A 22,065-nucleotide genomic window follows, 5' to 3' on the forward strand; every position below is an offset into this window, starting at 1 on the left:
TGCCCGGCAGGTCGTACACACCTGCCGGGCACTTCGTGGCCTCCCGTCCAAGGGTGGCAGAGCAAAGGACGAATTTGTGGCGGAAACAGTACGTATGACCACACTGGTGGAGCAAGGCATTGCCGTCGTGGGGGAACGGAACGACCTCAGGCGACGCCTGGAAAATACACTGGAGCGGCTCCGGGACCCCAGTGTCCGTGTGATTGTTGTTGGCGAATTCAAGCAGGGTAAAAGCCAGCTGATCAACGCCATGGTCAACGCCCCGGTCTGTCCCGTGGACGACGACATTGCCACAACGGTCCCAACCGTCGTACGGCAGGGGGACCCGGCGTCGGCCGTCGTTCTTGTGCCCCGCCACGGCGGGAGCGCCACGGAAACCGACAGCGGACAAGAAGCCCCCGTGGAGCGGCAACCGATCGGGCTCGATGAGCTTGCAGACTATGTTTCCGAAAAGGGAAACCCGGGAAACGCCAGGAACATCGTGGCGGCCGAGGTCTCGCTTCCCCGCAAAATGCTCGCCTGGGGCCTCACCATGGTTGATTCCCCGGGTGTCGGCGGGCTGGGCTCCTCCCATACGCTCACCACCCTGACGGCACTTCCATCCGCCCACGCCATGGTGTTCGTGTCTGACGCTTCGCAGGAATACACGGAGCCGGAAATCCGGTTCCTCCATCAAGCAATGCGGATCAGCCCCAACGTGCTTTGCGTGCTCTCCAAAACGGACCTCTATCCCAGCTGGCGGCAAATCGCTGACCTGGACAAAGGCCACCTGGAAGCTGTAGCGCCCGGCATCCCGTTGTTCCCTGTCTCCTCCGAACTGCGGTTGCAGGCAGCCAGGCTCCAGGACACAGAACTCAACGAGGAATCAGGGTTCCCGGCGCTGATATCACACCTTCGCACCAACATTGTGGGCGAGGCTGCCAGGCTGCAACGCCGGTCCGTAGCCCACGACGTCCTTTCCGTCACCGAACACCTGAGGCTTGCCCTGCAATCAGAGCTGGGTGCCCTGGAGAATCCCGAAGGCACACCGCACATGATTGCCGGGCTGAAAGCGGCGAAGGAGGACGCCGACGCCCTCCGTAAACGATCGGCCCGGTGGCAGATCACCCTCAACGACGGGATCGGAGACCTCATCGCGGATATGGAGTACGACCTGAAAGACAGGCTCCGCAGGATCCAACGCGAAGCCGAAGCCGCCATCGACCAGGGGGACCCCGGACCGGCATGGGAGCAGTTCACCTCGTGGTTGGAACAAAGTACGGCCGCCGCAGTTTCGGACACTTTCGTGTGGACCAACGAAAGGGCACAATGGCTGGCCCGCCAGGTGGCCGGGCACTTCTCCGAAGACGAGGTGGTGCTGCCAACGTTGCAGGTCTCGGATACGGGAGGCGTGCTGGACCCGGTGGCGGACATCCAACAGATGGAAGACGGCCGCATGGGGGCGGTCCAGAAGATCCTGATCGGGATGCGGGGGTCCTATGGGGGAGTCCTGATGTTCGGGTTGCTGACAGGGCTGTTCGGCCTCGCGCTGATCAATCCGCTATCTGTGGGTGCGGGCCTCATGCTGGGCCGGAAGGCCTACCGCGAAGAACAGGAAGCCCGGCTGAAACGGCGCCAGGCCGAAGCCAAGATGCTTGTCCGCAAGCAGGTGGACGACGTCGTCTTCCAGGTGGGCAAGCAGCTGAAGGACAGGCTGCGGATGGTCCAGCGGGCCACGCGCGACCACTTCACTGACATCGCTGAAGAGCATCACCGTTCCCTCACTGAATCTGTTGCCGCCGCCCAAAAAGCCGCGGCCACCTACGCCGTAGAGCGTTACATGCGGATCAAGGAGATCAGGAACCAACTCAGGGTGGTCGATGCCCTCAGCTCAGGCGCCCGGCAGTTGCTGGACAGAAGCTCGGATCCACAGCAAACACCGTCCACGGTCCCCGCCGGATGATGCCGTCCGGTATTGCTGGAGCGACGGAGCTGCTGGGACTGGCCCGTAACGCTTTCCACGACGACGCCGAGGCACTCGCCGTGCTGGACGAGCTGGATGCCAGGCTTGCCGGGCCACTTCGCATTGCCGTGGCCGGGATGGTCAAAGCCGGCAAATCAACCCTCCTCAACGCAATCATCGGCGAAGAAATAGCGCCCACCGATGCGGGGGAGTGCACCCGCATTGTCACGTGGTACCGCTTCGGGCACACCCCACGGATCACCCTCTACCCCCTCACAGGTGAGCCGAAAGGACTCCCGGTCACGCGGGTGGACGGTCGGCTGGTCTTCACCCTGGGTGAGGTCCGGCCCGAGGAAGTGGAACGGCTGGTAGTGGACTGGCCGGCAGCCAGCCTGCGTGATCTCACCCTGATAGATACACCTGGGATTGCCTCCCTGTCCCAGGAGGTGTCCGCACGGTCCACGGCTTTTCTGCTGCCCGAGGATTCGCCGGCGGCCGCTGATGCCGTCATCTACCTCATGCGGCACCTGCACGCCTCCGATGTGAGGTTCCTTGAGTCATTCAAAGACACAGCCGCTGGCCAATCCGGGACGGTCAATGCCTTGGCCGTGCTCTCCCGGGCCGATGAAATCGGAGCAGGGAGGATCGATTCGTTGATCTCCGCGGCCGTGATTGCAGAAAGGTACAGCAAGGACCAAAACCTCAGGCCCTTGGCCTTGGGAGTGGTCCCAGTGGCAGGGCTGCTCGCACAAAGCTCCAGGACCATGCGTCAATCAGATGCCGAGGCCTTGCAATTGTTGGCACGCATGGACAGGAATTCACGGGAAAGGCTCATGCTGTCCGTGGACCGTTTTGTCCGCGGCGACGGCCCCGGGCAACTCGACCCGGAAACGAAGTCCTCGCTGGTGAACAGGTTCGGCTTGTTCGGCATCCGCCTCGGCGTGGCCCTCATCCGTGGCGGGACCAACAACCCCACCGACCTTGCCCATGAACTGGCACGCCGCAGCGGTCTTGGCCAACTCCTCGACACCGTCGAGCACCTGTTCCAAACGCGGGCCGACGCACTGAAGGCGCGTGCCGCCGTCGTGGGTGTGGAAGCCTTGGTGAGAGGGGCGCCGAAGGAACGCGCGGCACCAGTGGAAGCCGCGTTGGAGAGGCTTCAGGCCGGTGCCCACGAGTTCCGGGAGTTGAAGCTGCTGGCGGACTTAAGGACGGGCGGGGTGGGCCTGGGATCCGAAGCCTCGGCCGAAGCGGAACGGCTGGTGGGCGGGCGAGGCAGCAGCCCCGCGCTGCGGCTTGGCCTTGCCCGCGACGCGGATGACCGCCTTATCAGCGAAACTGCAAGGGATAGCCTTCAGCGCTGGCGGCTGGCTGCGGAGAACCCCTTGACCGAACCGCGCGCGGTGGAGGCTTGCCGCGTCGTAATGCGTAGCTGTGAGGCGATGATGGTTCCTACCGCCGCCGTTCGCTGAGCAGCCAGGATGTGGTGGACGGAAGGAACAGCAGGATCAGGCCAGCCGCCGCCAACACAAACTGCGCCGCCAGCAGCAATGTTGCCAGGACACCTTCAGAGCCTGGCGCCACTACGAAGTCGCGGGTAATGACTGTGACGATCGCGTGCAGGAGGACCACCGGAGCCAGTGCCCATCGCGCCCACAGCCGGCGTTTGAAGAGGACGGCCAGGAGCACTGCTTCCATGGCCATGACCAGCGCCAGCATGGCGAGGCTCCCAAGAAATACGACGGCGGTGGCACCGTCAACCGCTACAGCGTCACCGTCCGGAACCATGGTCCCTATGAGGCCCTTCAGGCGTTCAAAATGCGAATCCCGGGCCAGGAAGCCAGTCACCACAACGCCAAGTCCGGCCAGGAAGCTTGCCACCCACAGCGAGCGGGAGACCCGTGCAAACGTGGGTGGTTTGGTGGTTGCGGCCATCGGCGGCGCACTGGACAGGGTGATCCCGGGGCGGGGTGGCGGCGCGGGTACTGCTGTTGGCCCGCTGGCTGATGGTGTGGTGGAGGGTGACTGCCGTGAACCATCAGCTTGCTGGGCCATGTTTGCCTACTTCAGCTCGTCGGTATCATGCGGATCCGGCTCGCCGTGCTTGGCCTCGCCGGCGGTGAAACCTGGTTTCGCGCCCTTGTTCTTGCCGTCGGGGGGATTCTCTCCGGCTTTGCGCTCCCTGGCTTCCAGTTCAGCCTTGAGCTTTTTCAGGCGCTCATCTTCGGCCTGGTTCCGGCGGCGCGCTTCCAGGTTTCGGAGGAACTCGGGGTCGTCATCGGGGGCAGTGGGTTGGCGACGGACAGGCTGCGCGGCCGGCCTGCCGTAGGGGCGTCCGAAGATGAACCAGAGGATCGCGCCCAGCAGTGGCAGGAGGATCATCACAATGATCCACGCGGTTTTGGAAATCCCGCGGGTCTGGTGGCGGTCCGTGCGGATGACATCCACCAGGGCATAGACGAAGATGACCAGGACTACGACGACACCTATAACGCGGGGCATGCATCAAGTCTAGTCTCCGCAAGGCTTTCACCGGATGCCCACTTTTGGCCGTGATCAGAGTGCAACCATCCGGGCGGCTAAACTTGGATCGTGGCTTTCCTGAAGTATTCCCTCATCCGTCTGGCGCTGTTCGCGCCGTTGTTCGTGCTGTTCGTCTTTTTGGGGGTGGGCTGGTTCCTGGCGGTCATCTTTGCCGGACTGATTGCCTTCGCCATCAGCTACCTCTTCTTCCAGAAGCAGCGTGACGCTGCTACAGCGTCCATGCACGAACGTTTCTCCGGACGGGCCAAGCCCATCCGGACCGCCGGGGAGGTCGAGGATGCTGCGGCCGAGGACGGACTCGTGGAGCAGAACCCGGACATCGCCGTCAACAACGACAAGCGCCCCGGCACCAAATAGGCGTCTTTATACAGCTAACGCCCCTAAAACCGCGTTTTAGGGGCGTTAGCTGTATGAAAACTCAGATGCGGGTCAGGATCAGGCCCAACGAGAAGAGCAGGCTGTATCCCAGGTTGATCAGGCCGGTCTGCTTGAGCACCGGGATGAGGCTCTTACGCTTCTTGCCGTTGATCATCAGCCAGGCCGGCATGAGGCAGGCGGGGATCAGCAACAACACGATCAACATCCACGGCTTGGTGGGTGCGAGGACTACCACCAGGAGGATGGCGACACCCAGCATCAGGACGTAGCTCTCGCGTGCGTGCCTGTCTCCCAGCCGAACAGCCAGGGTCCTCTTGCCCGCTACCGTATCCGTAGGAATATCCCTGACGTTGTTGGCCATCAGGAGGGCGCAGGCGATCAGGCCGGTCCCTATCGCACCGATCACTGCAGCCAGGCTCACCTGCCCGGCCTGCGTGTACGTGGTGCCAAGGGTGGCGACCAGTCCGAAGAAGACGAACACGAACACGTCGCCCAGACCCATGTAGCCGTAGGGGTTCTTGCCGCCGGTGTAGCCCCACGCCGCCAGGACGCAGCCGATGCCTACCAGGATCAGCCACCAGGACTGCGTGATGATTACCAGGATCAGGCCACACACCATCGCCAAGCCGAAAAGGGCGAACGCGGCCCACTTCACTTGCTCGGGTTTGGCCGCGCCTGAACCAACCAGCCTCAGCGGGCCAACGCGGTCCTCGTCCGTGCCCCGGATGCCGTCGGAGTAGTCATTGGCGTAGTTGACGCCGACTTGAAGCAGCAGGGCAACGAGCGCCGCCAGGATCGCGTTCGGCAGCCGGAACGAATGGAGCTCGTACGCCGCTGCCGAACCGATGAGGACGGGCGCGATGGCCGCGGGCAGTGTGCGGAGCCGGGCTCCTTGAATCCATTGTGCAGCTGTCGCCACGTGTAGTACCTCGTGTATTTCGCGGTTGATCGTTCGTCAGGGGTGGGGGGTAAGAACGTGTCTATTGTCCCTGATGCAGGTTGGAAAGCAGTTCAATCATGGCCATGCGATCCGGTTTTCCGTTCGGAAGTATGGGCAAATCCTTGTCAGCAATCACCGTCTTGGGGGCCAGGACACCCAGTGCTTCCTCGCGACGGGCGGTGAATCCCTTCACACCCTCGGGCGAAGGATCAGCCACGGCAACGTACGCCGCCACGGCTTGCCCCCACTCGCGCGAGGGGACACCGGCCACAAAAGCCGCGTTCACGCCGTCGAGCGCTTCGAGCTTGCTTTGGATGTATGAAGCGGAGGCCTTGATCCCGCCGGTGATGATGACGTCGTCGGCGCGGCCCAGCACGGTGAGTTTGCCGTCGTCGGCCAGTTCTCCGAGATCGCCGGTGACATACCAGCGGACGCCGTCCTCCTCGAAGAACGCTGCCTTGGAGGCGCGCGCAGCGTCCAGGTAGCCCGCAGCCACAGTGGCGCCACCGAGGAGGATGCGGCCTTCCAGCTCGCCCTCGCCAATGCGGACCTCGACGCCGTCCAGCGGCTCGCCGTCGTAAACGCATCCCCCGCAGGTCTCGGCCGAGCCGTACGTGGTGACGACCGAGAGCCCCTTGTCCCGCGCAGCACTAAGCAGCTCAGCCGACGCCGGTGCGCCGCCCAAAAGAATCGCGTTGAAGCGGCGCAATAAGGCCAAGGTCTCCGGCGCGGGGGAGTCCAAAAGCCGCTGCAGCTGGGTAGGTACCAGGGACGTGAAGCGGATTTTGTCAGTGAGTTCCCCGGCTGCGGCGGTGAAGGCCTCGGGCGTGAAGCCTTTCGACTGGTCCATCACCCATGGACGCGTACCGGCGTAGAGGGAGCGCACCAGGACCTGGACGCCGGCCACGTACTGCAGGGGAAGGGCCAGCAGCCATTGACCTTCGCCGCGAAGCGCCATCGCCGTGGATACGGAGGACGCTGCGAGGGCGTCAACCGTAAGGACCGTTGCCTTTGGCGCGCCGGTGGACCCGGAAGTCCGGACAACCACGGCTGCGTCCTCGATGCCGGTCTCAACCGGGACTGCGGCTAAGCCGCCGTCTTCCTGGGTGACGATTTCGACGGCGGGACCCTCACCGTGCAGGGCAGCGGCGAGTGCTTTGAGTACGGGATCGATGTCCACGGGCCGGTCCTAGAAGTAGTAGGGGAAGTTGGACCAGTCCGGGTCGCGCTTCTGGAGGAAAGCTTCCTTGCCCTCAACGGCCTCGTCCGTCATATAGGCGAGCCGGGTAGCCTCGCCGGCGAAGACCTGCTGCCCGGCCAGGCCGTCGTCGGCCAGGTTGAACGCAAACTTGAGCATACGGATGGCCTGGGGGGACTGGCGCGCGATGTCGGCGGCGTATTCCAAGGCGACTTCCTCGAGGCGGTGGTGCTCAACAGCCTCATTAACAGCGCCCATGCGGACCATGTCGTCCGCGGAATATTCGCGGGCCAGGAAGAAGATCTCGCGCGCGGCTTTCTGCCCGATCTGGCGGGCCAGCAGCGCCGAACCGTATCCGGCGTCGAAACTTCCCACTGTGGCGTCGGTCTGCTTGAACTTGCCGTGCTCCCGGGAGGCGATGGTGAGGTCGCTGACAACGTGCAGGGAGTGGCCGCCGCCGGCTGCCCAACCGTTGACGACGGCGATAACCACCTTGGGCATGGTCCGCATCAGCCGCTGGACTTCCAGGATGTGGAGACGTCCGGCCCGCGCGGGGTCTATGGTTTCCTGCGTTTCACCGTCTGCGTATCGGTAGCCGTCGCGGCCCCGGATGCGCTGGTCGCCACCGGAACAGAACGAGTGTCCGCCGTCCTTTTCGGAAGGCCCGTTGCCCGTGAGCAGGACCGTGGCCACGTCAGGGGTCATGCGGGCGTGGTCCATGGCCCGATAGAGCTCGTCCACGGTGCCGGGACGGAACGCATTGCGGACTTCGGGGCGGTTGAAGGCGATCCGGACCGTGGGGAGGTCCTTGGACGTGCCGTCCGCCGAACGCTCAACCTGCCGGTGGTAAGTCATGTCTTTGAAGTCATCGAAGCCGGATACTGTGCGCCAGCGTGAGGGGTCAAAGACGTCGGAAACCTTGGCAGGGAGTTGGTTGTTCACAGTCCGAGTCTAGTAATGGCGTCAGCTGATGCAGAACTCGTGGACTTATGTTGGGAGCAATTCGGGTGGGATGGCGTAGATAAGGACCACGGCCATGAGGTTCTTGGCTGCATGGACAAAGTAGGAAAACATCAGGTTCTTTCCGGTCCACACATAAACCGCCACCAGCACCACCGCCATGCCCAGGTAGGGAGCGAGCGCGGAAAGCACCAGTCCTTCCCTGCCAATCACGTGGATGGAAGCGAACACCAGCACGGAGATGATGCAACAGACCCAGATGTTCACGTACCCGGACAACTTGCCGATCAGCAGGTGCCTGAACAGGTATTCCTCAACAAAGGGGCCAAGCAACACCAGCAGCGGAACCATGAGCCACGCCGGCACATGCTGCAGCAGGCCCTGGATACCCAGCTGGTTTTCCGAGGTCTCGGCGGTTCCGAACACTGCGACCAGAATCGCTGTCAGGATGAGCATCACCACGATGGCCAGCGGGACCATCCCCAACGTGAACCACGGCCGGGTGCCAAGAATCCTGAGGTCGCGTCCGGCTACCCGCCAAGCGGACGCTATCGCGAATATTCCGACGCCGGCATAAAAGATGGCGTTGACGGCATAGGATGCGGTGGCCGGGTCGTGGAACAACTGAAGCATCAGCCGTTCGACGGTCCCGCCGGCTACCGTGAAGTAGATGGTGAATCCCAGGTACGCGGCCACGGCCAAGGCATCGAGTGCGGTAAAGCGGTACAAACGTGCCTTGCTGGTGATGGTGCCCATATGACCAGACTAGCTTTGCCGTTTGGCGATTTTCATCCCGCGCTTGGTTGGAAGAACGTCACGACTGGCCGCCGAGGGTCAAAGCGATAAGTACGCAGTTCAGCCCCACAATCAGGGTTGCACTGGTCCAGCCGGCAATTTTCAGGGGGAGGGAGTCCGCGTGGATTCCCATCACCTCACGCTTGCCGGTCAAACGGATCAACGGGATCAACGCGAAGGGGATGCCAAAACTGAGCAGCACCTGGCTGAGGACCAATGCGAGTGTCGGTTCAACCCCGGCTCCCAGGATGACCAAGGCGGGAACCAGGGTAATGACCCGGCGGGTCAGCAGTGGGATCTTTACCTTCAGCAGCCCACCCATGATGGTTGCACCGGCATAGCAGCCCACGGATGTCGACGCCAGCCCCGAGGCCAGCAGCCCGACGGCGAACACGACTCCAATGGTGGGACCCAAGGCCGCTGTAACGGCGGCGTGGGCTCCGGCGATGGTGTCGGTTCCCTCGATCCCGCGAAGGCTGGAGGCCGCCAGCAGCAACATGGAGATGTTGACGATGCCGGCGAGCAGCAAAGCGCCAACGACGTCCACCCGGGTGGTCCGGATCAGTCGGGTGCGGACCAGGGGGTCCTCGGAGAAGCCATGCCGGTCCCGGGCAAGGGCGGAGTGGAGGTAGATCGCGTGGGGCATCACGGTGGCGCCCAACATGCTTGCAGCGAGGAGTACGGTGTCCGGGCCTTCGAACCGCGGAAGCAAGCCGCCCAACGCTTCGCCGGCATCGGGCGGATTCACGAACAACCCCGAGACGAATCCGACGGCAATGATTCCCAGGAGAACCAGGATGGCGTACTCAAAGGAGCGTTGTCCCCGCCTCGACTGCAGTGCCAGCAGCAGCATGGATGCGACGCCGACGATCACTCCACCCGCCAGCAGGGGCAGCCCGAACAGCAGGTTGAGGGCCACGGCGCCGCCGATCACCTCGGCCATGTCGGTAGCTCCGGCAACGATCTCGGCCTGGGCCCAGTAAAGGCGCCGGCGTTTTGTGCCAAGCCGTTGTCCCAGGATTTCGGGCAGGCTCAGTCCCGTGGCCAGGCCGAGCTTGGCGGACTGGTATTGCACCAGGACGGCCATGGCGTTGGCGGCCACCAGGACCCAGACCAGCAAGTATCCGTACTTGGCGCCCGCAGTGAGGTTCGCGGCCACATTTCCTGGGTCCACGTAAGCGATGGCAGCCACGAAAGCGGGGCCCAGCAGCAGCAGGCGGGACCAGACCTTGGCAGGCGTGACGCGTGTTTGCAGGGTTGGTGCAGCCATGGTGGTCCTCATCGTTGGGGGTGCTCTGATAACGAGGATAACCGAAAGTTAGGCATACCGAAAAGTATTATTTAGGCCACCCGTTGACGCCTCTCGGACCACCCGCGGCTTGACTCGACGCGGTACGCCCGGCAGGCTGGAGCGATGAAGTCTTGAGCGCAGCCCCCACTTTCGGCTGCATCCCAGTGCCCACATGGCTGTCTGCCAACCGCTGCGGACTTGCGAGGATCCCTCTTGACTGACCACCTTTACCTTTCCGGCGTTTCCCACAGCTATGGGGACCGCAAACTTTTCAACGATGCCCACCTCGTGATTCATCACGGAGAGCACGTCGCAATCGTGGGCGAGAACGGCGCAGGCAAGTCCACGCTCCTGCGCCTTCTCTCCGGCGTCGAGGCGCCCGACGACGGCTCTGCCGGTTTGGCAGGTGACTCCGGCTACCGCGTGGGTTACCTCGCGCAAACCCACGGCTTCCCCGAGTCCTTGACCGTGGGGGAGGTCATCGATGCTTCCCTTGGTGCCCTCCGCGACCTCGAAGATCGCATCGCGGAGCTTGAGCGCGACCTCGCCGACGCCGATCCCGATGCCTTGGAACTCTACGGAAGCCTGCAGACGGAGTACCAGCTCCGCGAAGGGTACGCGGCCGAGTCGCGGGTGGAAGCAGCGCTGGACAAGCTGGGGCTGGGAGGCTTGGACCGCCGTCGAACGCTTGGATCGTTGTCAGGAGGCGAGCAGGAGCGGGTTGCCCTGGCCTGCCTCCTGGCCGATCCGGCCGAGGCCCTGCTGCTGGATGAGCCCACCAACCACCTGGATGCGGAGGGAACCGCCTGGCTCGAATCGCGGCTGGCCGCACATCGCGGAACCGTGGTGGTGGTGTCCCACGACCGTGTCCTTCTGCGCAAAGTGGCCACCACCATTGTGGAAGTGGACGCTGAGCGCCGCTCTGTGAACCGCTACGGCAATGGGTACGACGGGTACCTCCGCGAAAAGGCGGCCGAACGCGCCCGTTGGGTTCAGCAGTATGAGGGCTGGCTCGACGCCATGGCAGCGGAGCGCCTTCAGGCTGCCACCGTGGCCGATGGCATGGGTTATGGCCGGAAGCGCGACAACGACAAGATGGCTTTCGGCTTCAAGACTGGAACCTGGCAGAGTGCTGCTGCCAGCAAGGTCCGAAACGCGCAGGAGCGGCTCCGCCGGCTGGAAGAGAATCCCGTGGACCGCCCGCCCGTGCCCCTGACCCTGGCGGCGCCCCTGATGACCTCCGGTCCAGCGGCCGTAGAGGCGTCCGAACCGGCCGTGAAAGCCAGCGGAGTCAGCGTCCCGGGGCGTCTGCAGCCCACTGATTTCTCCGTGGAGACGGGCCAAAAGGTGTTGATCACCGGCCCTAACGGCGCCGGGAAATCCACCCTGCTCTCAGTCCTGGTGGGTGACCTGGAGCCGGCCACGGGTGCTGTGGCCATCAATGGCTCCGTGGGGTACCTGCAGCAGGAAATCCATGTGCCGGCGAGGCCCGGCTTGCGGCTGCTGCCTGCGTTTGCCGAGGGTCTGGGCGGAAACATCGACGAACATGCCGAGGGCCTCCTCCGGTTGGGCCTGTTCCGTCCTGCGGAGTTCCACGTGCCTGTCGGCAGTTTGTCCGCGGGGCAACAACGGCGGCTCGCCCTCGCCCGGCTCCTGCTGGGCGGCTACGGGACCATGATCGTGGACGAGCCCACCAACCACCTGGCACCAGCGCTCGTGGAGCAACTCGAGGCCGCGCTCGCTTCGTTCGCGGGAACCGTGGTGATCGCCAGCCATGATCGCGCGCTGGGGGAGTGGTTCGACCGCTGCGCGCGTTCCGAGGCGGGCGCCGGAAGCTGGGTGCGTCGACGGATGGCCGACGGCTTCCTCCTGTAGCGAAGACCCCGCGCTGGCCATCCGCGACCGGGTGTTGTTGCCTGCGTCACGGGCATTCCGGTTAATCCCGTAAGATAGACGGGTTGCGCGAAGCTTCGGCGTTCTGCGTTCTTTGTCACACTTCGGGATCCCTAAAGCGGGAAACCCCGAATTATGTGTGCCAAACCCGCCTGTGTTCCGGCACTGGGCGAAAACACCTACAGCAACACCCCGACCCACAAGGAACAGCTGTGCCGCAAAGTACTCCCACAGATCTCAAGAACTCCCCGGCCTCATCCGGTGCCACGGGTTCGACCCTCAGCGCCGAGGGTTACCAGAAGAGCCTGAGCCGCCGCCACGTCACCATGATCGCCATGGGTGGCGCCATCGGCGTCGGCCTCTTCATGGGCGCCGGTGGCCGCCTGGCCTCCACGGGCCCGGCCCTGATTTTCTCCTACGCCATTGCAGGCGTCATCGCTTACCTGCTGATGCGCGCCCTTGGCGAACTCATCATGTACCGCCAGACCTCGGGCTCCTTCGTGAGCTACGCCGGTGAGATGTTCGGCAAGAAGGGCGCCTACCTTTCGGGGTGGATGTACTTCATCAACTGGGCCATGACAGGCATCGCCGAGCTCATCGCGATCGGCCTCTACTTCCAGTTCTTCTTCCCGAACGTACCCATCGAAATGTCCGCCATTGCAGCGCTGGTGCTGCTGGTGGCCGTGAACCTGTTCAGCGTCAAAGCCTTCGGTGAGTTCGAATTCTGGGCATCCTGCCTCAAGGTCGCGGCCATCGTGATCTTCCTGGCTGTGGGCACGTTCATGGTTGTCACCAACGCCAAGGTGGGCGAGGGGCACGCGTCTGTTGCAAACCTGTTCCATGCGGACGGCGGCATGTTCCCCAAGGGCGGCCTGGTGATGATCCTGGTCCTCAACGCCGTGATCTTCGCTTACAACGCCATCGAACTGGTGGGCATTACCGCCGGTGAGATGGAAAACCCGGAACGCGAAGTCCCCAAGGCGATCCGCGCCGTCGTGATCCGCATTGTGGTCTTCTACGTCGGTTCGGTGACGCTGCTCGCGATGCTGCTCCCGTCCGACCAGTACGTGGCCGGCACCTCGCCGTTCGTTACCGTATTCGGGCAGATGGGCCTGGGCTGGATGGGCGATGTCATGAACATGATCGTCATCACCGCTGCCCTGTCGTCCTGCAATTCGGGCCTGTACTCGATCGGCCGAATTTTCCGCACCATGGCAAACAACGGCCATGCACCGCAGTGGCTCACCCGGATGTCCGCGCGCCACGTGCCGTACGCAGCCATCCTGGCCATCGGCGCCGTTTACCTGGTGGGCATCCTGCTCAACATCTGGCTGGGTGGCTCCCACGCATTCGACCTCGCCCTGAACACCGCCTCCATTGGCGTGATCTTCACTTGGGGTTCAATCTTTGCCAGCCAGATCGCCCTGCGGAAGAAGCGCGGAAAGGTCTCCAGCCTGCCGATGCCCGGTTCGCCGTGGACCAGCTGGTTGGGCCTGGTCGCCCTGCTTGCCATCACTGTGCTCATCGGTTTCGATTCCATGACCAACAAGGAAACCGGCGAGGTCTTCCTGCTTGGCCTGTGGACCCTGGCAACCATCCCGTTCTTCGCCCTCATCCTTTGGCTGGGCTGGCAGAAGGTCAAGAACAACGAGCCCAAGAGCGAGCTCTTCAGCTAACGGTTCTACAGAACGCACGACGGCGGGTGCCGCCTTGGGTGACCAGTTCACCCCAGGCGGCACCCGCCGTCGTTTTTGCTTCCGTTGCTGGTTTCAGTCCGAAAGGTGCTTCGCGAAATGGTCCTCGATACGGCGCCACGCTTCCGGGGCGGAGGCAGGATCGGGTTTGATGCCCATGACCCGCATCAGTGGACGGAGCACCTTCGGGCCAATGGGGGCGTCGTTCATGAAGGCGTGGCCCGCCGTCGGAAATTCCTTGACGTCGTGCTCAATGCGCAGGCTGGTGAGGGCCGCCTCCAATTTCGCTGCCGCTCCGGGCAAGGTCCGATCCTTGCCGCCGTAATTCGCGACCATCGGGCAGGAGCCTTCGAGGGCACTGTGCAGGTCCCGGGGCAATTGGCCGTAGTTCACGGACGCGGCATCAAAACCGTCGTTGGCGGCCAGCAGCGCGAACGCACCGCCCATGCAAAAGCCAATGACGCCCACCTTCCCCGTGCACTTGCCATCCGCCCGCAACCAGGCTTTGGCGGTGGAGATGTCGGTGAAGGCCCGGCCTTCGCCCGCGAGCATGGCGCGCATGGTGGCCACCAGGCAGCGCCGGGGGCCGCCGTCGCTGTAAAGGTCCACTGCCAACGTCAGGTAGCCCGCCTCTGCGAGCCGGTCTGCGTTGCGACGCATCACATCATCCAGTCCGAAGGCCTCGTGGATCATCACCACTCCCGGGAACGGTCCAACGCCGTCGGGCTCAGCCAAGTAGCCCTGCAACGCGGAGGAACCTCCGGACGCCTGGCTCGTCGCGCTCAAATCGATAGTGACCATGGGGGCCTTTCGCTGTGCGTGCAGCGCCATGGAATGCGCCGACTCAGGCCAGTTTTCGCCATCGGAACCGTTCAGGCAAGGACCGGCCGTCGGTTTTTGTCGGCACCCGGGGATAGGCTCGAGGCATGGAACTACCCACCACACTGACGCAGCACATCACCGCCGGACCAACGAGGGTTTGGCCCGGTAAGGCGCACTCTCCGGAACTGCCCCTGACCACCACGCGGGAAACCCTCTGATGCCGGTGGCCAAGGTCGCGGCCCCCAAAATTTCCCCAGTGCGATTGGACGAACTTCGTGACGACGACGCCCCGGACTTCCAGCGGGGTGAAAGGTACGACGGCGTCCGGCTCACCCGCGTCTCTGCGGAGGGAGAGGAACTGAGCGGCGCAGATTTCATCGAGTGCGAGTTCAACAGCGTGTCCTTCAACGAGGCTCAACTGCGCGGCGCCACGTTCAGGGAATGCGTCCTGGCCGAACCCTACGCACCGGTTTTCATGGCTGCCCGGACATCGTGGCAGGACGTGGAGATCAGCAACCCCCGGTGGGGATCAGCCGAACTTTACGAAGGCAACTGGCGTTCGGTCCGCATCGACGGCGGCAAGCTTGATTACGTGAACCTCCGGGGCTCCAAACTTATGGATGTTCAGATCTCCGACTGCATCATTAACGAGCTTGACCTCGGTGGCTGCACCGGGACACGGCTGGCGTTGAAGAACTGCACCATCGGCACCTTGGATGTCACCGGTGCCAAGCTGAAGGACGTGGATTTGCGGACTTCCGAGTTCCGCGGAGTCAACGGCCTGGCCGGTCTGGCCGGCGTCGTGATTGATGACTACCAATTGAGCTTGCTGGCGCCGCTCCTGGCCGGGCACCTGGGGATCCGGGTGGTCTGACCTGTTACGGGATGGTCGGCAGGGGAGCTTCATCTGTTGACCGTCCAGCCGGTCCGTGTAATCTTTATAGAACGAACGGTCGGTAGATTATTCTCGACCGGTCCCTTTCACTTCGCGAAGGATGTTCTCATGGTCGAGGCTTTTCTTGTTGGTGGCGCCCGTACGCCTGTAGGTCGCTACGGTGGGGCGCTGTCCTCCGTCCGTCCCGACGACCTCGCAGCATTGGTGGTCCGGGAAGCAGTGGCGCGTGCCGGCGTCGATCCTGACTCCATTGACGAGGTCATTCTCGGTAACGCCAACGGTGCCGGCGAAGAAAACCGTAACGTCGCACGCATGGCCACTATCCTGGCCGGACTTCCCCTCCACATCCCGGGCATCACGGTGAACCGGCTGTGCGCTTCCGGGCTGAGCGCCATCATCATGGCCAGCCAGATGATCAAGTCAGGTGCCGCGGACATCGTGGTGGCCGGTGGCGTCGAGTCCATGAGCCGCGCACCGTGGGTCCAGGAGAAGCCCACCACGGCTTTCGCCAAGCCCGGGCAAATCTTCGATACCTCCATCGGCTGGCGCTTCGCCAACCCGCTCTTCACCAAGGGAGAGCTCTCCCGCGACGGCAAGATGACCTACTCCATGCCGGAAACGGCAGAGGAAGTGGCCCGCGTCGACAACATCTCCCGTGAGGACGCCGACGCTTTCGCGGTCCGCTCGCACGAACGTGCGTTGGCCGCCATTGCCGGAGGCCGGTTCAAGGACGAAATCGTTCCGGTCACCGTCAAGACGCGGAAATCCGAGACAGTCGTGGATACGGACGAAGGCCCCCGGCTGGGCACCACCATGGACGTCCTTGCCGGGCTTCGTCCCGTGGTCCCCGGCGGCTCCGTGGTCACGGCTGGTAACTCCTCCACCCTGAATGACGGCGCCTCGGCCATCATCGTCGCCTCTGAAGAAGCCATCAAAAAGTTCGGCCTGACGCCGCGTGCCCGCATCGTGGATGGCGCGTCGGCGGGCTGCGAACCGGAGATCATGGGAATTGGCCCGGTGCCGGCAACCCAAAAGATCCTGGCACGCACGGGCCTCACCGTGGACAAGCTCGGTGCCGTGGAACTCAACGAGGCTTTCGCTACGCAGTCCCTGGCCAGCATGCGCCGTCTCGGGTTGAACCCGGATATCGTGAACAACGACGGCGGTGCCATCAGTTTGGGACACCCGCTGGGTTCCAGCGGCTCGCGGATTGCCATCACCCTGTTGGGCCGGATGGAGCGCGAACTCGCTTCCGCAACCGGACCGAAGCTGGGCCTGGCGACCATGTGCATCGGCGTCGGGCAAGGAACTGCGATGCTGCTGGAAGGCGTGTAATGGCACTGAACCCGGAAGATTTCTCCACCCTCCTTATCGAGGAGCGCGAAGACCGGCTCACCGTCCTGTTGAACCGGCCCGAGGTCCGCAACGCCATCGACCAGCAGATGGTCGATGAGCTCCACCTCGTTTGCGCCGAGCTGGAACGGAGCCCGAAGGTCCTGATCATCGCCGGCACGGACGGCGTCTTCGCCTCGGGTGCTGACATCGGCCAGCTGCGCGAACGCCGCCGAGACGATGCCCTCCAAGGAATCAACTCCACGATTTTCGCCCGCATCGCCAAACTTCCCATGCCCGTCATCGCGGCATTGGACGGGTATTGCCTGGGCGGGGGCGCCGAACTCGCCTACGCCGCGGACTTCCGGATCGGCACTCCAAGCATCCGGATTGGAAACCCGGAGACGGGGCTGGGGATCCTGGCTGCGGCCGGTGCCACCTGGCGGCTCAAGGAACTCGTGGGTGAACCAAAGGCCAAAGAGATTCTCCTGGCCGGTGCGGTCCTGCGGGCAGAGGAAGCCCTGCGGATCAACCTCATCACCGCCATTTTCGAGGCACCTGAGCTCATGGACGCGGCCCACAGCCTTGCTGACAAGATCGGTCGTCAGGACCCCTTGGCCGTGCGGATCACCAAGTCCGTATTCCATGCCCCGGCTGAAGCCCACCCGTTGATCGACACCCTAGCCCAAGGCATCCTCTTCGAGTCCCAGGGCAAGTTCGACCGGATGCAGGCGTTCCTCGACAAGAAATCGGCCAAAGCTTCGCAAGACACAGACGCTCCCACGCAGGACAGGACCCAGAAATGACCGACGTTACCGCCCTACCGCACGTTGTTGGAGTCCTGGGCGGCGGCCGCATGGGTGCTGGAATCGCACACGCCTTCCTGACCAAGGGCGCCACAGTGATCGTCGTTGAGCGTGACCATGAAGCTGCCGCCGGAGCCCAGGGCCGGGTGGCGGAGGCCGTAGCCAAGTCCGCCGCCCGCGGCACCCTGGAGGGGACGCCCGAGGAAGCTCTGGCGCGCTTCAGCACCTCCACTGACTACGCCTCCTTCGTCCACTGTGGGCTGGTGGTGGAAGCAGTCCCGGAGGACTACGAACTCAAGGTCGGCGCCCTCAAGGCTGTGGAGGAGCACTTGTCCGCGGACGCATTCCTGGCCTCCAACACTTCCTCGCTGTCCGTCTCCGGCCTCGCAAACGAGCTTCGTCGGCCCACCCATTTTGTGGGGCTCCACTTCTTCAATCCCGTGCCCGCATCAACCCTGATTGAAGTGGTGCTGGGCGAAAAGACGTCTCCCGAACTGGCTGTTGCGGCGAAAAGCTGGACCGAGGCACTCGGCAAGACCGCCGTCGTCGTCAATGACGCTCCAGGCTTCGCATCCTCCCGCTTGGGTGTGGCGATTGCGCTGGAGGCGATGCGCATGGTGGAGGAGGGCGTGGCGTCGGCGGAGGACATCGATGCCGCCATGGTTCTTGGCTACAAACACCCCACGGGACCGCTGAAGACCACTGACATTGTGGGGCTGGATGTCCGCCTGGGCATTGCCGAGTACTTGCATTCAACGCTGGGCGATCGCTTCGCGCCGCCGCAGATCCTCCGTGACAAGGTGGCGCGTGGCGAGCTGGGGCGCAAGTCAGGCAAGGGCTTCTTCGACTGGAAAGACTAGTGCGCAGGGCCGGTTAGGCTAGCCGGGTGACTTCAATTGAACCCATCACCCTGACCGGAAACTTCGTGACGCTGGAACCTCTGGGCCAGGAACACCATGACGGGCTGGTGGATGCTGCCCGCGACGGCGAACTGTGGAAGCTCTGGTACACCTCGGTTCCGGCTCCGGAGGGTATGGCCGCCGAGATTGATCGGCGCCTGGACCTGCAGGCAAAGGGTTCCATGCTGCCGTTCGCCACGCGCTCAAACGCCACGGGCAAGCTCATCGGCATGACCACGTACATGAACATCGACGCCGTGACACCCCGTGTCGAGATCGGCTCCACGTGGAACGCGGTGTCGGCGCACGGCACAGGAACCAATCCGGATTCCAAGCTGCTGCTCCTGCGGCACGCCTTCGAAACGCTGGGTTGCCCGGCCGTGGAGTTCCGCACGCACTGGCTGAACCAGCAATCCCGCGAGGCGATCGCCCGGCTCGGCGCAAAGCAGGACGGCGTGCTCCGGAACCACTCGCGCAGCGCCGATGGAGCGCTCCGCGATACCGTGGTGTTCTCCATCCTGGAGCACGAGTGGCCCGCTGTGCGGAATGGCCTGGAGTTCCGCTTGGCCAAGTACGGCGCCGAGGGGTGAGCTTTCGGCACTATGCGCACGCAAGGTCTTTTCCCTCCGCAGCCGCAGGCGTAATCTAGCCAACACATTGCCCCGGTGCGCGGCCGACTGGTGGGCGAGCCGTGACTTCCGCGCATGCGGAACCGGAGCCCCAACGAGCGGTAAAAAAGGGGATTCACCATGGCAACTCATCAAGCACGACGGCGGCGCACGGCCTTTGCGGGCGGTCTCGCCATTCTGGCTCTTTGTCTGAGCTTCACGGCCAGCCCGGCCACGGCGGCCGCGCCGCCGCTGCCTGACTATGTGGCACTCGGAGATTCGTACACGGCCGGAACGGGTGCGGGGGATTTATACGCGCCGACCCCGCCGGGGTGCTGGCAAAGCAAGGGCGGCTACGTCGATCTGGTTGCAGCCACCGGACAGGTAACCTTGCTGGCCAATCTTGCGTGCCATGGAGCTTTGCTTGTCCCGGGCGGCCCTTTCTATAACGGCGCCCCGTCGGTGGTTCAACAGATTCTCAGCAGGACCGGCAGGTCCGCGCTGGCCAAGGCAGAATTGGTGAGCATCACTGCGGGTGCCGTCGACGCCGGGAGCCTGCTGGCACTACGTGACTGCGCCACCCCGGATACGGCCACATGTGCCGCCACTGTGGCGGGAATCCGCGCCAAGCTGCCCGCGATTACTGTCGGGCTCGCGGGAACATACGCGTTGCTCCGGGCTTCCGCACCGCAGGCAGCCATTGCAGTTATGGGGTATCCGAGGCTTTTCGATCCGACCCGAGGCCCCCTGGTTCTCCCTGGCGTCACTGTGGTCCCGGTGGAAAACCAGGTCCAGGTGAATTCCGCTGTTGATGCCCTGAATAAGGCGATCGCCGATGCCGTCAAGCTCAGCCGGACCAAGGCGGTTTTTATTGATGTGACCCAGCGGTTCCTTGGTCACGCAGTGAATTCGCCGGAACCGTGGATCGTGCTGGCGCCCCCGGTGCCTCCGTCGACCCTGCTTCCGGATGCCAACTTCCACCCGAACGCTGCCGGACACCAGGCTTACGCCGCCGCGCTGCTTTCATCGGTGGTCCCGGCGCAGCCCGTCTATCCGTAGCCTTGGGCTCGCCGGGGGCATCACCTCCGGCGAGCCAATGTGCTTAGCTGGCTCTATGGATTCAGCTCACGAAAGCGTGCACTGGGACGGAGCCGTCAACGCGTGGCGGATCGCCGGTGACGTGTACAGGATGGGCCGCCATGAGTGGGTTACCGAAGCAGGTTGGCAGCAGATGTTCGACGACGGCGTCCGCACCGTGATTGACCTGCGCGCCGATCGTGAACGGACCTCGCGCGACACCGATCCCCAGGTGCCCGAGGACGTGAAGGCGCGTATCGCCGTCGTCCATTGCCCCACGGAAGATCCGGCCCATAGCCGCTTCAGCGAGCTGTTCGGGCCGTATCTCAAGGATCCCGAACAGTACGCCGACTACCTCCAGCTCTTCGCCGAAAAGGTGGCCGCGGTGTTCAAAGCCATCGCGGCGTCGCCTGGCAAAGTGGTGGTCCATTGCTCGGCGGGACGCGACCGCAGCGGTGTGATCGCCCTGATGCTGCAGCGACTGGCCGGCTACACCGACGAGGAAATCATCAGCGGCTATGAGCTCGCGGCCCGCGGTATCAACGAGCGTCATCGCACCCACGGGGCCCCACACGCGCACGACCCCTACCTGCCCGACGACGAGCTGGAGGCCTTGTTGACCCAGCGCCGGACCAGCCTGCGGGCGTTTCTCGACGCGTTGGACCCTGAACGGTACCTGTCGGCACAGGGTGTTACCGGCCCGGAACTGGCAGCCATACGTTCCAAAGCAGGCGGCCGCGGCGCTGCTACCATGCAGAGTTGAACCACTGCCGAACCCCTCTTACCAAAACCCTGGATGGAACCGCATGAGCCATGGCGCCCGCGTCACCATTGTGACCCGTACCAAGAACCGCCCCATCTTCCTCGCCCGTGCGTTGGACGACATCTTCGGGCAGTCCTTCCAGGACTTCGAGCTGGTCATTGTCAACGACGGCGGCATCCCGGCCGACGTCGATCACCTCACCTCCCAGCGGAGCGAGGCTGAGCGGAACCGCATCACCACTTTGCACCACGCGGAATCAGTGGGCATGGAAGCGGCATCAAACGCCGGGGTTAAGGCCGGTTCGGGTGAATTCGTGGTGATCCACGATGACGACGACTTCTGGGCGCCCGACTTTCTCGCCCAAACAGTGGCCTACCTTGACGATCCCTCGCATGCCGCAGAAACCGGTGTGATGGTCCGGACGGAAATAGTCATCGAGGAGCTTGTAAACGGCAGGATTGAGCCCATCCGACGTGAGATTTTCTGGGCCAACATGCGCCAAATAACGCTCGCGGACATGCTCAAGATCAACCGCGCTGTCCCTATCTCGTTCCTGTACCGCCGCAGCCTGCACGACGCCGTCGGCTACTACAATGAGGCCCTGCCCGTGGTGGGTGACTGGGAGTTCCATTTGCGCGTCCTGAGCCACTCGCGGGTGGGATTCCTCGACGGTGAACCCCTCGCCTTCTGGTCACAGCGCCCCGAGTCCGCGGGCCATGATGGGAACAGCATTTTTCAGAAGGCCGCAGAGCACGCTCACTACGATGCCCTGGTCCGGGACCACCACCTCCGCGAAGGGGTAGCACAGAACGGCTTCGGCCCTCTGCTCTATCTCACCCAGGTACTGGCAGGCCAGGAGGAGCTGATCCTGGCGCAGCAGCGGAGGCTGGACGAGACCACAGCCAAGCTGGATCACATCCTTGACCGCCTCGACGCCCTGAACCAGACGGTGGTGACACGGACAAGCGTGGGGGAGTTCCTGAAGAAGCCCATGCTGCTTGCCAAGAAGCTCGGCGGCCGGGCCTAAACGCTCTCTCACGTTCCGGCCGTTTCGGGCCGACGCTCTCTCACGTTCCGGCCGTTTCGGGGTGACGCTCTCTCACGTTCCGGCCGTTTCGGGGTGACGCTCTCTCACGTTCCGGCCGTTTCGGGGTGACGCTCGGTCACGTTCCGGTGTCACATGTGCCCCCACTATCGACCCCTCCAGCGCAACCCCTTATGATCAGCG

21 protein-coding genes are annotated in these 22,065 nt (G+C 63.7%); 13 read left to right on the forward strand and 8 right to left on the reverse strand.

Annotated elements, in window-relative coordinates; genetic code table 11:
• Positions 1 to 76: 76 nt before the first annotated feature.
• On the forward strand, positions 77 to 1,942 hold the full coding sequence (locus tag ACNQOP_RS17625) for a dynamin family protein (protein WP_416405286.1): 1,866 nt from the start codon (positions 77 to 79) through the stop codon (positions 1,940 to 1,942).
• Positions 1,939 to 3,414: a dynamin family protein gene (locus ACNQOP_RS17630; protein WP_416405287.1), complete on the forward strand. Its 1,476-nt coding sequence runs from the start codon at positions 1,939 to 1,941 to the stop codon at positions 3,412 to 3,414. Before ACNQOP_RS17625 ends, ACNQOP_RS17630 begins: the two co-directional genes overlap by 4 nt.
• Here the strand turns inward: ACNQOP_RS17630 and ACNQOP_RS17635 are convergent.
• Positions 3,395 to 3,997, reverse strand: coding sequence for a hypothetical protein (locus ACNQOP_RS17635; RefSeq protein ID WP_416405288.1), 603 nt, complete (start codon positions 3,995 to 3,997; stop codon positions 3,395 to 3,397). The two genes, ACNQOP_RS17630 and ACNQOP_RS17635, sit on opposite strands and share 20 nt — an antisense overlap.
• Before the next feature lie 6 nt (positions 3,998 to 4,003).
• Positions 4,004 to 4,444, reverse strand: a complete 441-nt coding sequence (locus ACNQOP_RS17640; RefSeq protein ID WP_257370861.1) for a PLD nuclease N-terminal domain-containing protein — start codon at positions 4,442 to 4,444, stop codon at positions 4,004 to 4,006.
• Positions 4,445 to 4,531: 87 nt separating this feature from the next.
• Between ACNQOP_RS17640 and ACNQOP_RS17645 the strand changes: the two genes are divergently transcribed.
• Positions 4,532 to 4,843, forward strand: coding sequence for a DUF4229 domain-containing protein (locus tag ACNQOP_RS17645; protein WP_235517342.1), 312 nt, complete (start codon positions 4,532 to 4,534; stop codon positions 4,841 to 4,843).
• 61 nt (positions 4,844 to 4,904) lie between these two features.
• Here ACNQOP_RS17645 and ACNQOP_RS17650 read toward each other — a convergent pair whose 3' ends face one another.
• The 5 genes from ACNQOP_RS17650 to ACNQOP_RS17670 form a co-directional block, all read right to left on the reverse strand.
• Entirely contained in the window at positions 4,905 to 5,783 is an 879-nt protein-coding gene (locus tag ACNQOP_RS17650; RefSeq protein ID WP_416405289.1) for a 1,4-dihydroxy-2-naphthoate polyprenyltransferase, read from the reverse strand.
• A gap of 61 nt (positions 5,784 to 5,844) precedes the next feature.
• Entirely contained in the window at positions 5,845 to 6,984 is a 1,140-nt protein-coding gene (locus tag ACNQOP_RS17655; RefSeq protein WP_416405290.1) for an AMP-binding protein, read from the reverse strand.
• 9 nt (positions 6,985 to 6,993) lie between these two features.
• Positions 6,994 to 7,944, reverse strand: coding sequence for a 1,4-dihydroxy-2-naphthoyl-CoA synthase (locus tag ACNQOP_RS17660; RefSeq protein WP_416405291.1), 951 nt, complete (start codon positions 7,942 to 7,944; stop codon positions 6,994 to 6,996).
• A 45-nt stretch (positions 7,945 to 7,989) separates the two neighbouring features.
• The gene (locus ACNQOP_RS17665) at positions 7,990 to 8,718 is read right to left on the reverse strand and encodes a CPBP family intramembrane glutamic endopeptidase (RefSeq protein ID WP_416405292.1); all 729 of its coding nucleotides are present in this window, start codon (positions 8,716 to 8,718) and stop codon (positions 7,990 to 7,992) included.
• A gap of 58 nt (positions 8,719 to 8,776) precedes the next feature.
• Complete coding sequence (locus ACNQOP_RS17670; RefSeq protein ID WP_416405293.1) at positions 8,777 to 10,027, reverse strand: Nramp family divalent metal transporter; 1,251 nt, start codon at positions 10,025 to 10,027, stop codon at positions 8,777 to 8,779.
• Positions 10,028 to 10,261: 234 nt separating this feature from the next.
• On the opposite strand from ACNQOP_RS17670, the gene ACNQOP_RS17675 reads away from it, so the two are divergent.
• Together ACNQOP_RS17675 and ACNQOP_RS17680 are read left to right on the forward strand one after the other, a co-directional pair.
• Positions 10,262 to 11,923 carry an ABC-F family ATP-binding cassette domain-containing protein gene (locus ACNQOP_RS17675; RefSeq protein WP_416405294.1) on the forward strand — a complete coding sequence of 554 codons (1,662 nt, stop codon included), beginning with the start codon at positions 10,262 to 10,264 and terminating at the stop codon, positions 11,921 to 11,923.
• 230 nt (positions 11,924 to 12,153) lie between these two features.
• Complete coding sequence (locus ACNQOP_RS17680) at positions 12,154 to 13,617, forward strand: amino acid permease (protein WP_235517335.1); 1,464 nt, start codon at positions 12,154 to 12,156, stop codon at positions 13,615 to 13,617.
• 93 nt (positions 13,618 to 13,710) lie between these two features.
• Here ACNQOP_RS17680 and ACNQOP_RS17685 read toward each other — a convergent pair whose 3' ends face one another.
• On the reverse strand, positions 13,711 to 14,436 hold the full coding sequence (locus tag ACNQOP_RS17685) for a dienelactone hydrolase family protein (RefSeq protein WP_284986312.1): 726 nt from the start codon (positions 14,434 to 14,436) through the stop codon (positions 13,711 to 13,713).
• A 238-nt stretch (positions 14,437 to 14,674) separates the two neighbouring features.
• Between ACNQOP_RS17685 and ACNQOP_RS17690 the strand changes: the two genes are divergently transcribed.
• From ACNQOP_RS17690 to ACNQOP_RS17725, 8 genes are all read left to right on the forward strand, one after another.
• Entirely contained in the window at positions 14,675 to 15,331 is a 657-nt protein-coding gene (locus ACNQOP_RS17690) for a pentapeptide repeat-containing protein (protein WP_416405295.1), read from the forward strand.
• A gap of 129 nt (positions 15,332 to 15,460) precedes the next feature.
• Positions 15,461 to 16,687 (forward strand): thiolase family protein, encoded by a 1,227-nt coding sequence (locus tag ACNQOP_RS17695; RefSeq protein WP_416405296.1) that lies wholly within the window; start codon positions 15,461 to 15,463, stop codon positions 16,685 to 16,687.
• Positions 16,687 to 17,490, forward strand: coding sequence for an enoyl-CoA hydratase/isomerase family protein (locus ACNQOP_RS17700; protein WP_416405297.1), 804 nt, complete (start codon positions 16,687 to 16,689; stop codon positions 17,488 to 17,490). Before ACNQOP_RS17695 ends, ACNQOP_RS17700 begins: the two co-directional genes overlap by 1 nt.
• Positions 17,487 to 18,350, forward strand: a complete 864-nt coding sequence (locus ACNQOP_RS17705; protein ID WP_416405298.1) for a 3-hydroxyacyl-CoA dehydrogenase family protein — start codon at positions 17,487 to 17,489, stop codon at positions 18,348 to 18,350. The genes ACNQOP_RS17700 and ACNQOP_RS17705 overlap by 4 nt, the downstream gene beginning before the upstream one ends.
• Positions 18,351 to 18,376: 26 nt before the next feature.
• Positions 18,377 to 18,979, forward strand: a complete 603-nt coding sequence (locus ACNQOP_RS17710; protein WP_416405299.1) for a GNAT family N-acetyltransferase — start codon at positions 18,377 to 18,379, stop codon at positions 18,977 to 18,979.
• 159 nt (positions 18,980 to 19,138) lie between these two features.
• Positions 19,139 to 20,056: an SGNH/GDSL hydrolase family protein gene (locus ACNQOP_RS17715; protein ID WP_416405300.1), complete on the forward strand. Its 918-nt coding sequence runs from the start codon at positions 19,139 to 19,141 to the stop codon at positions 20,054 to 20,056.
• A gap of 55 nt (positions 20,057 to 20,111) precedes the next feature.
• Positions 20,112 to 20,837 (forward strand): tyrosine-protein phosphatase, encoded by a 726-nt coding sequence (locus ACNQOP_RS17720; RefSeq protein ID WP_416405301.1) that lies wholly within the window; start codon positions 20,112 to 20,114, stop codon positions 20,835 to 20,837.
• Between the two features lie 43 nt (positions 20,838 to 20,880).
• Positions 20,881 to 21,864: a glycosyltransferase family 2 protein gene (locus ACNQOP_RS17725; RefSeq protein WP_416405302.1), complete on the forward strand. Its 984-nt coding sequence runs from the start codon at positions 20,881 to 20,883 to the stop codon at positions 21,862 to 21,864.
• Positions 21,865 to 22,065: the final 201 nt, after the last annotated feature.

Origin of the sequence: Arthrobacter sp. LFS091, assembly GCF_047977885.1 — a bacterium.
Taxonomy (GTDB): domain Bacteria; phylum Actinomycetota; class Actinomycetes; order Actinomycetales; family Micrococcaceae; genus Arthrobacter.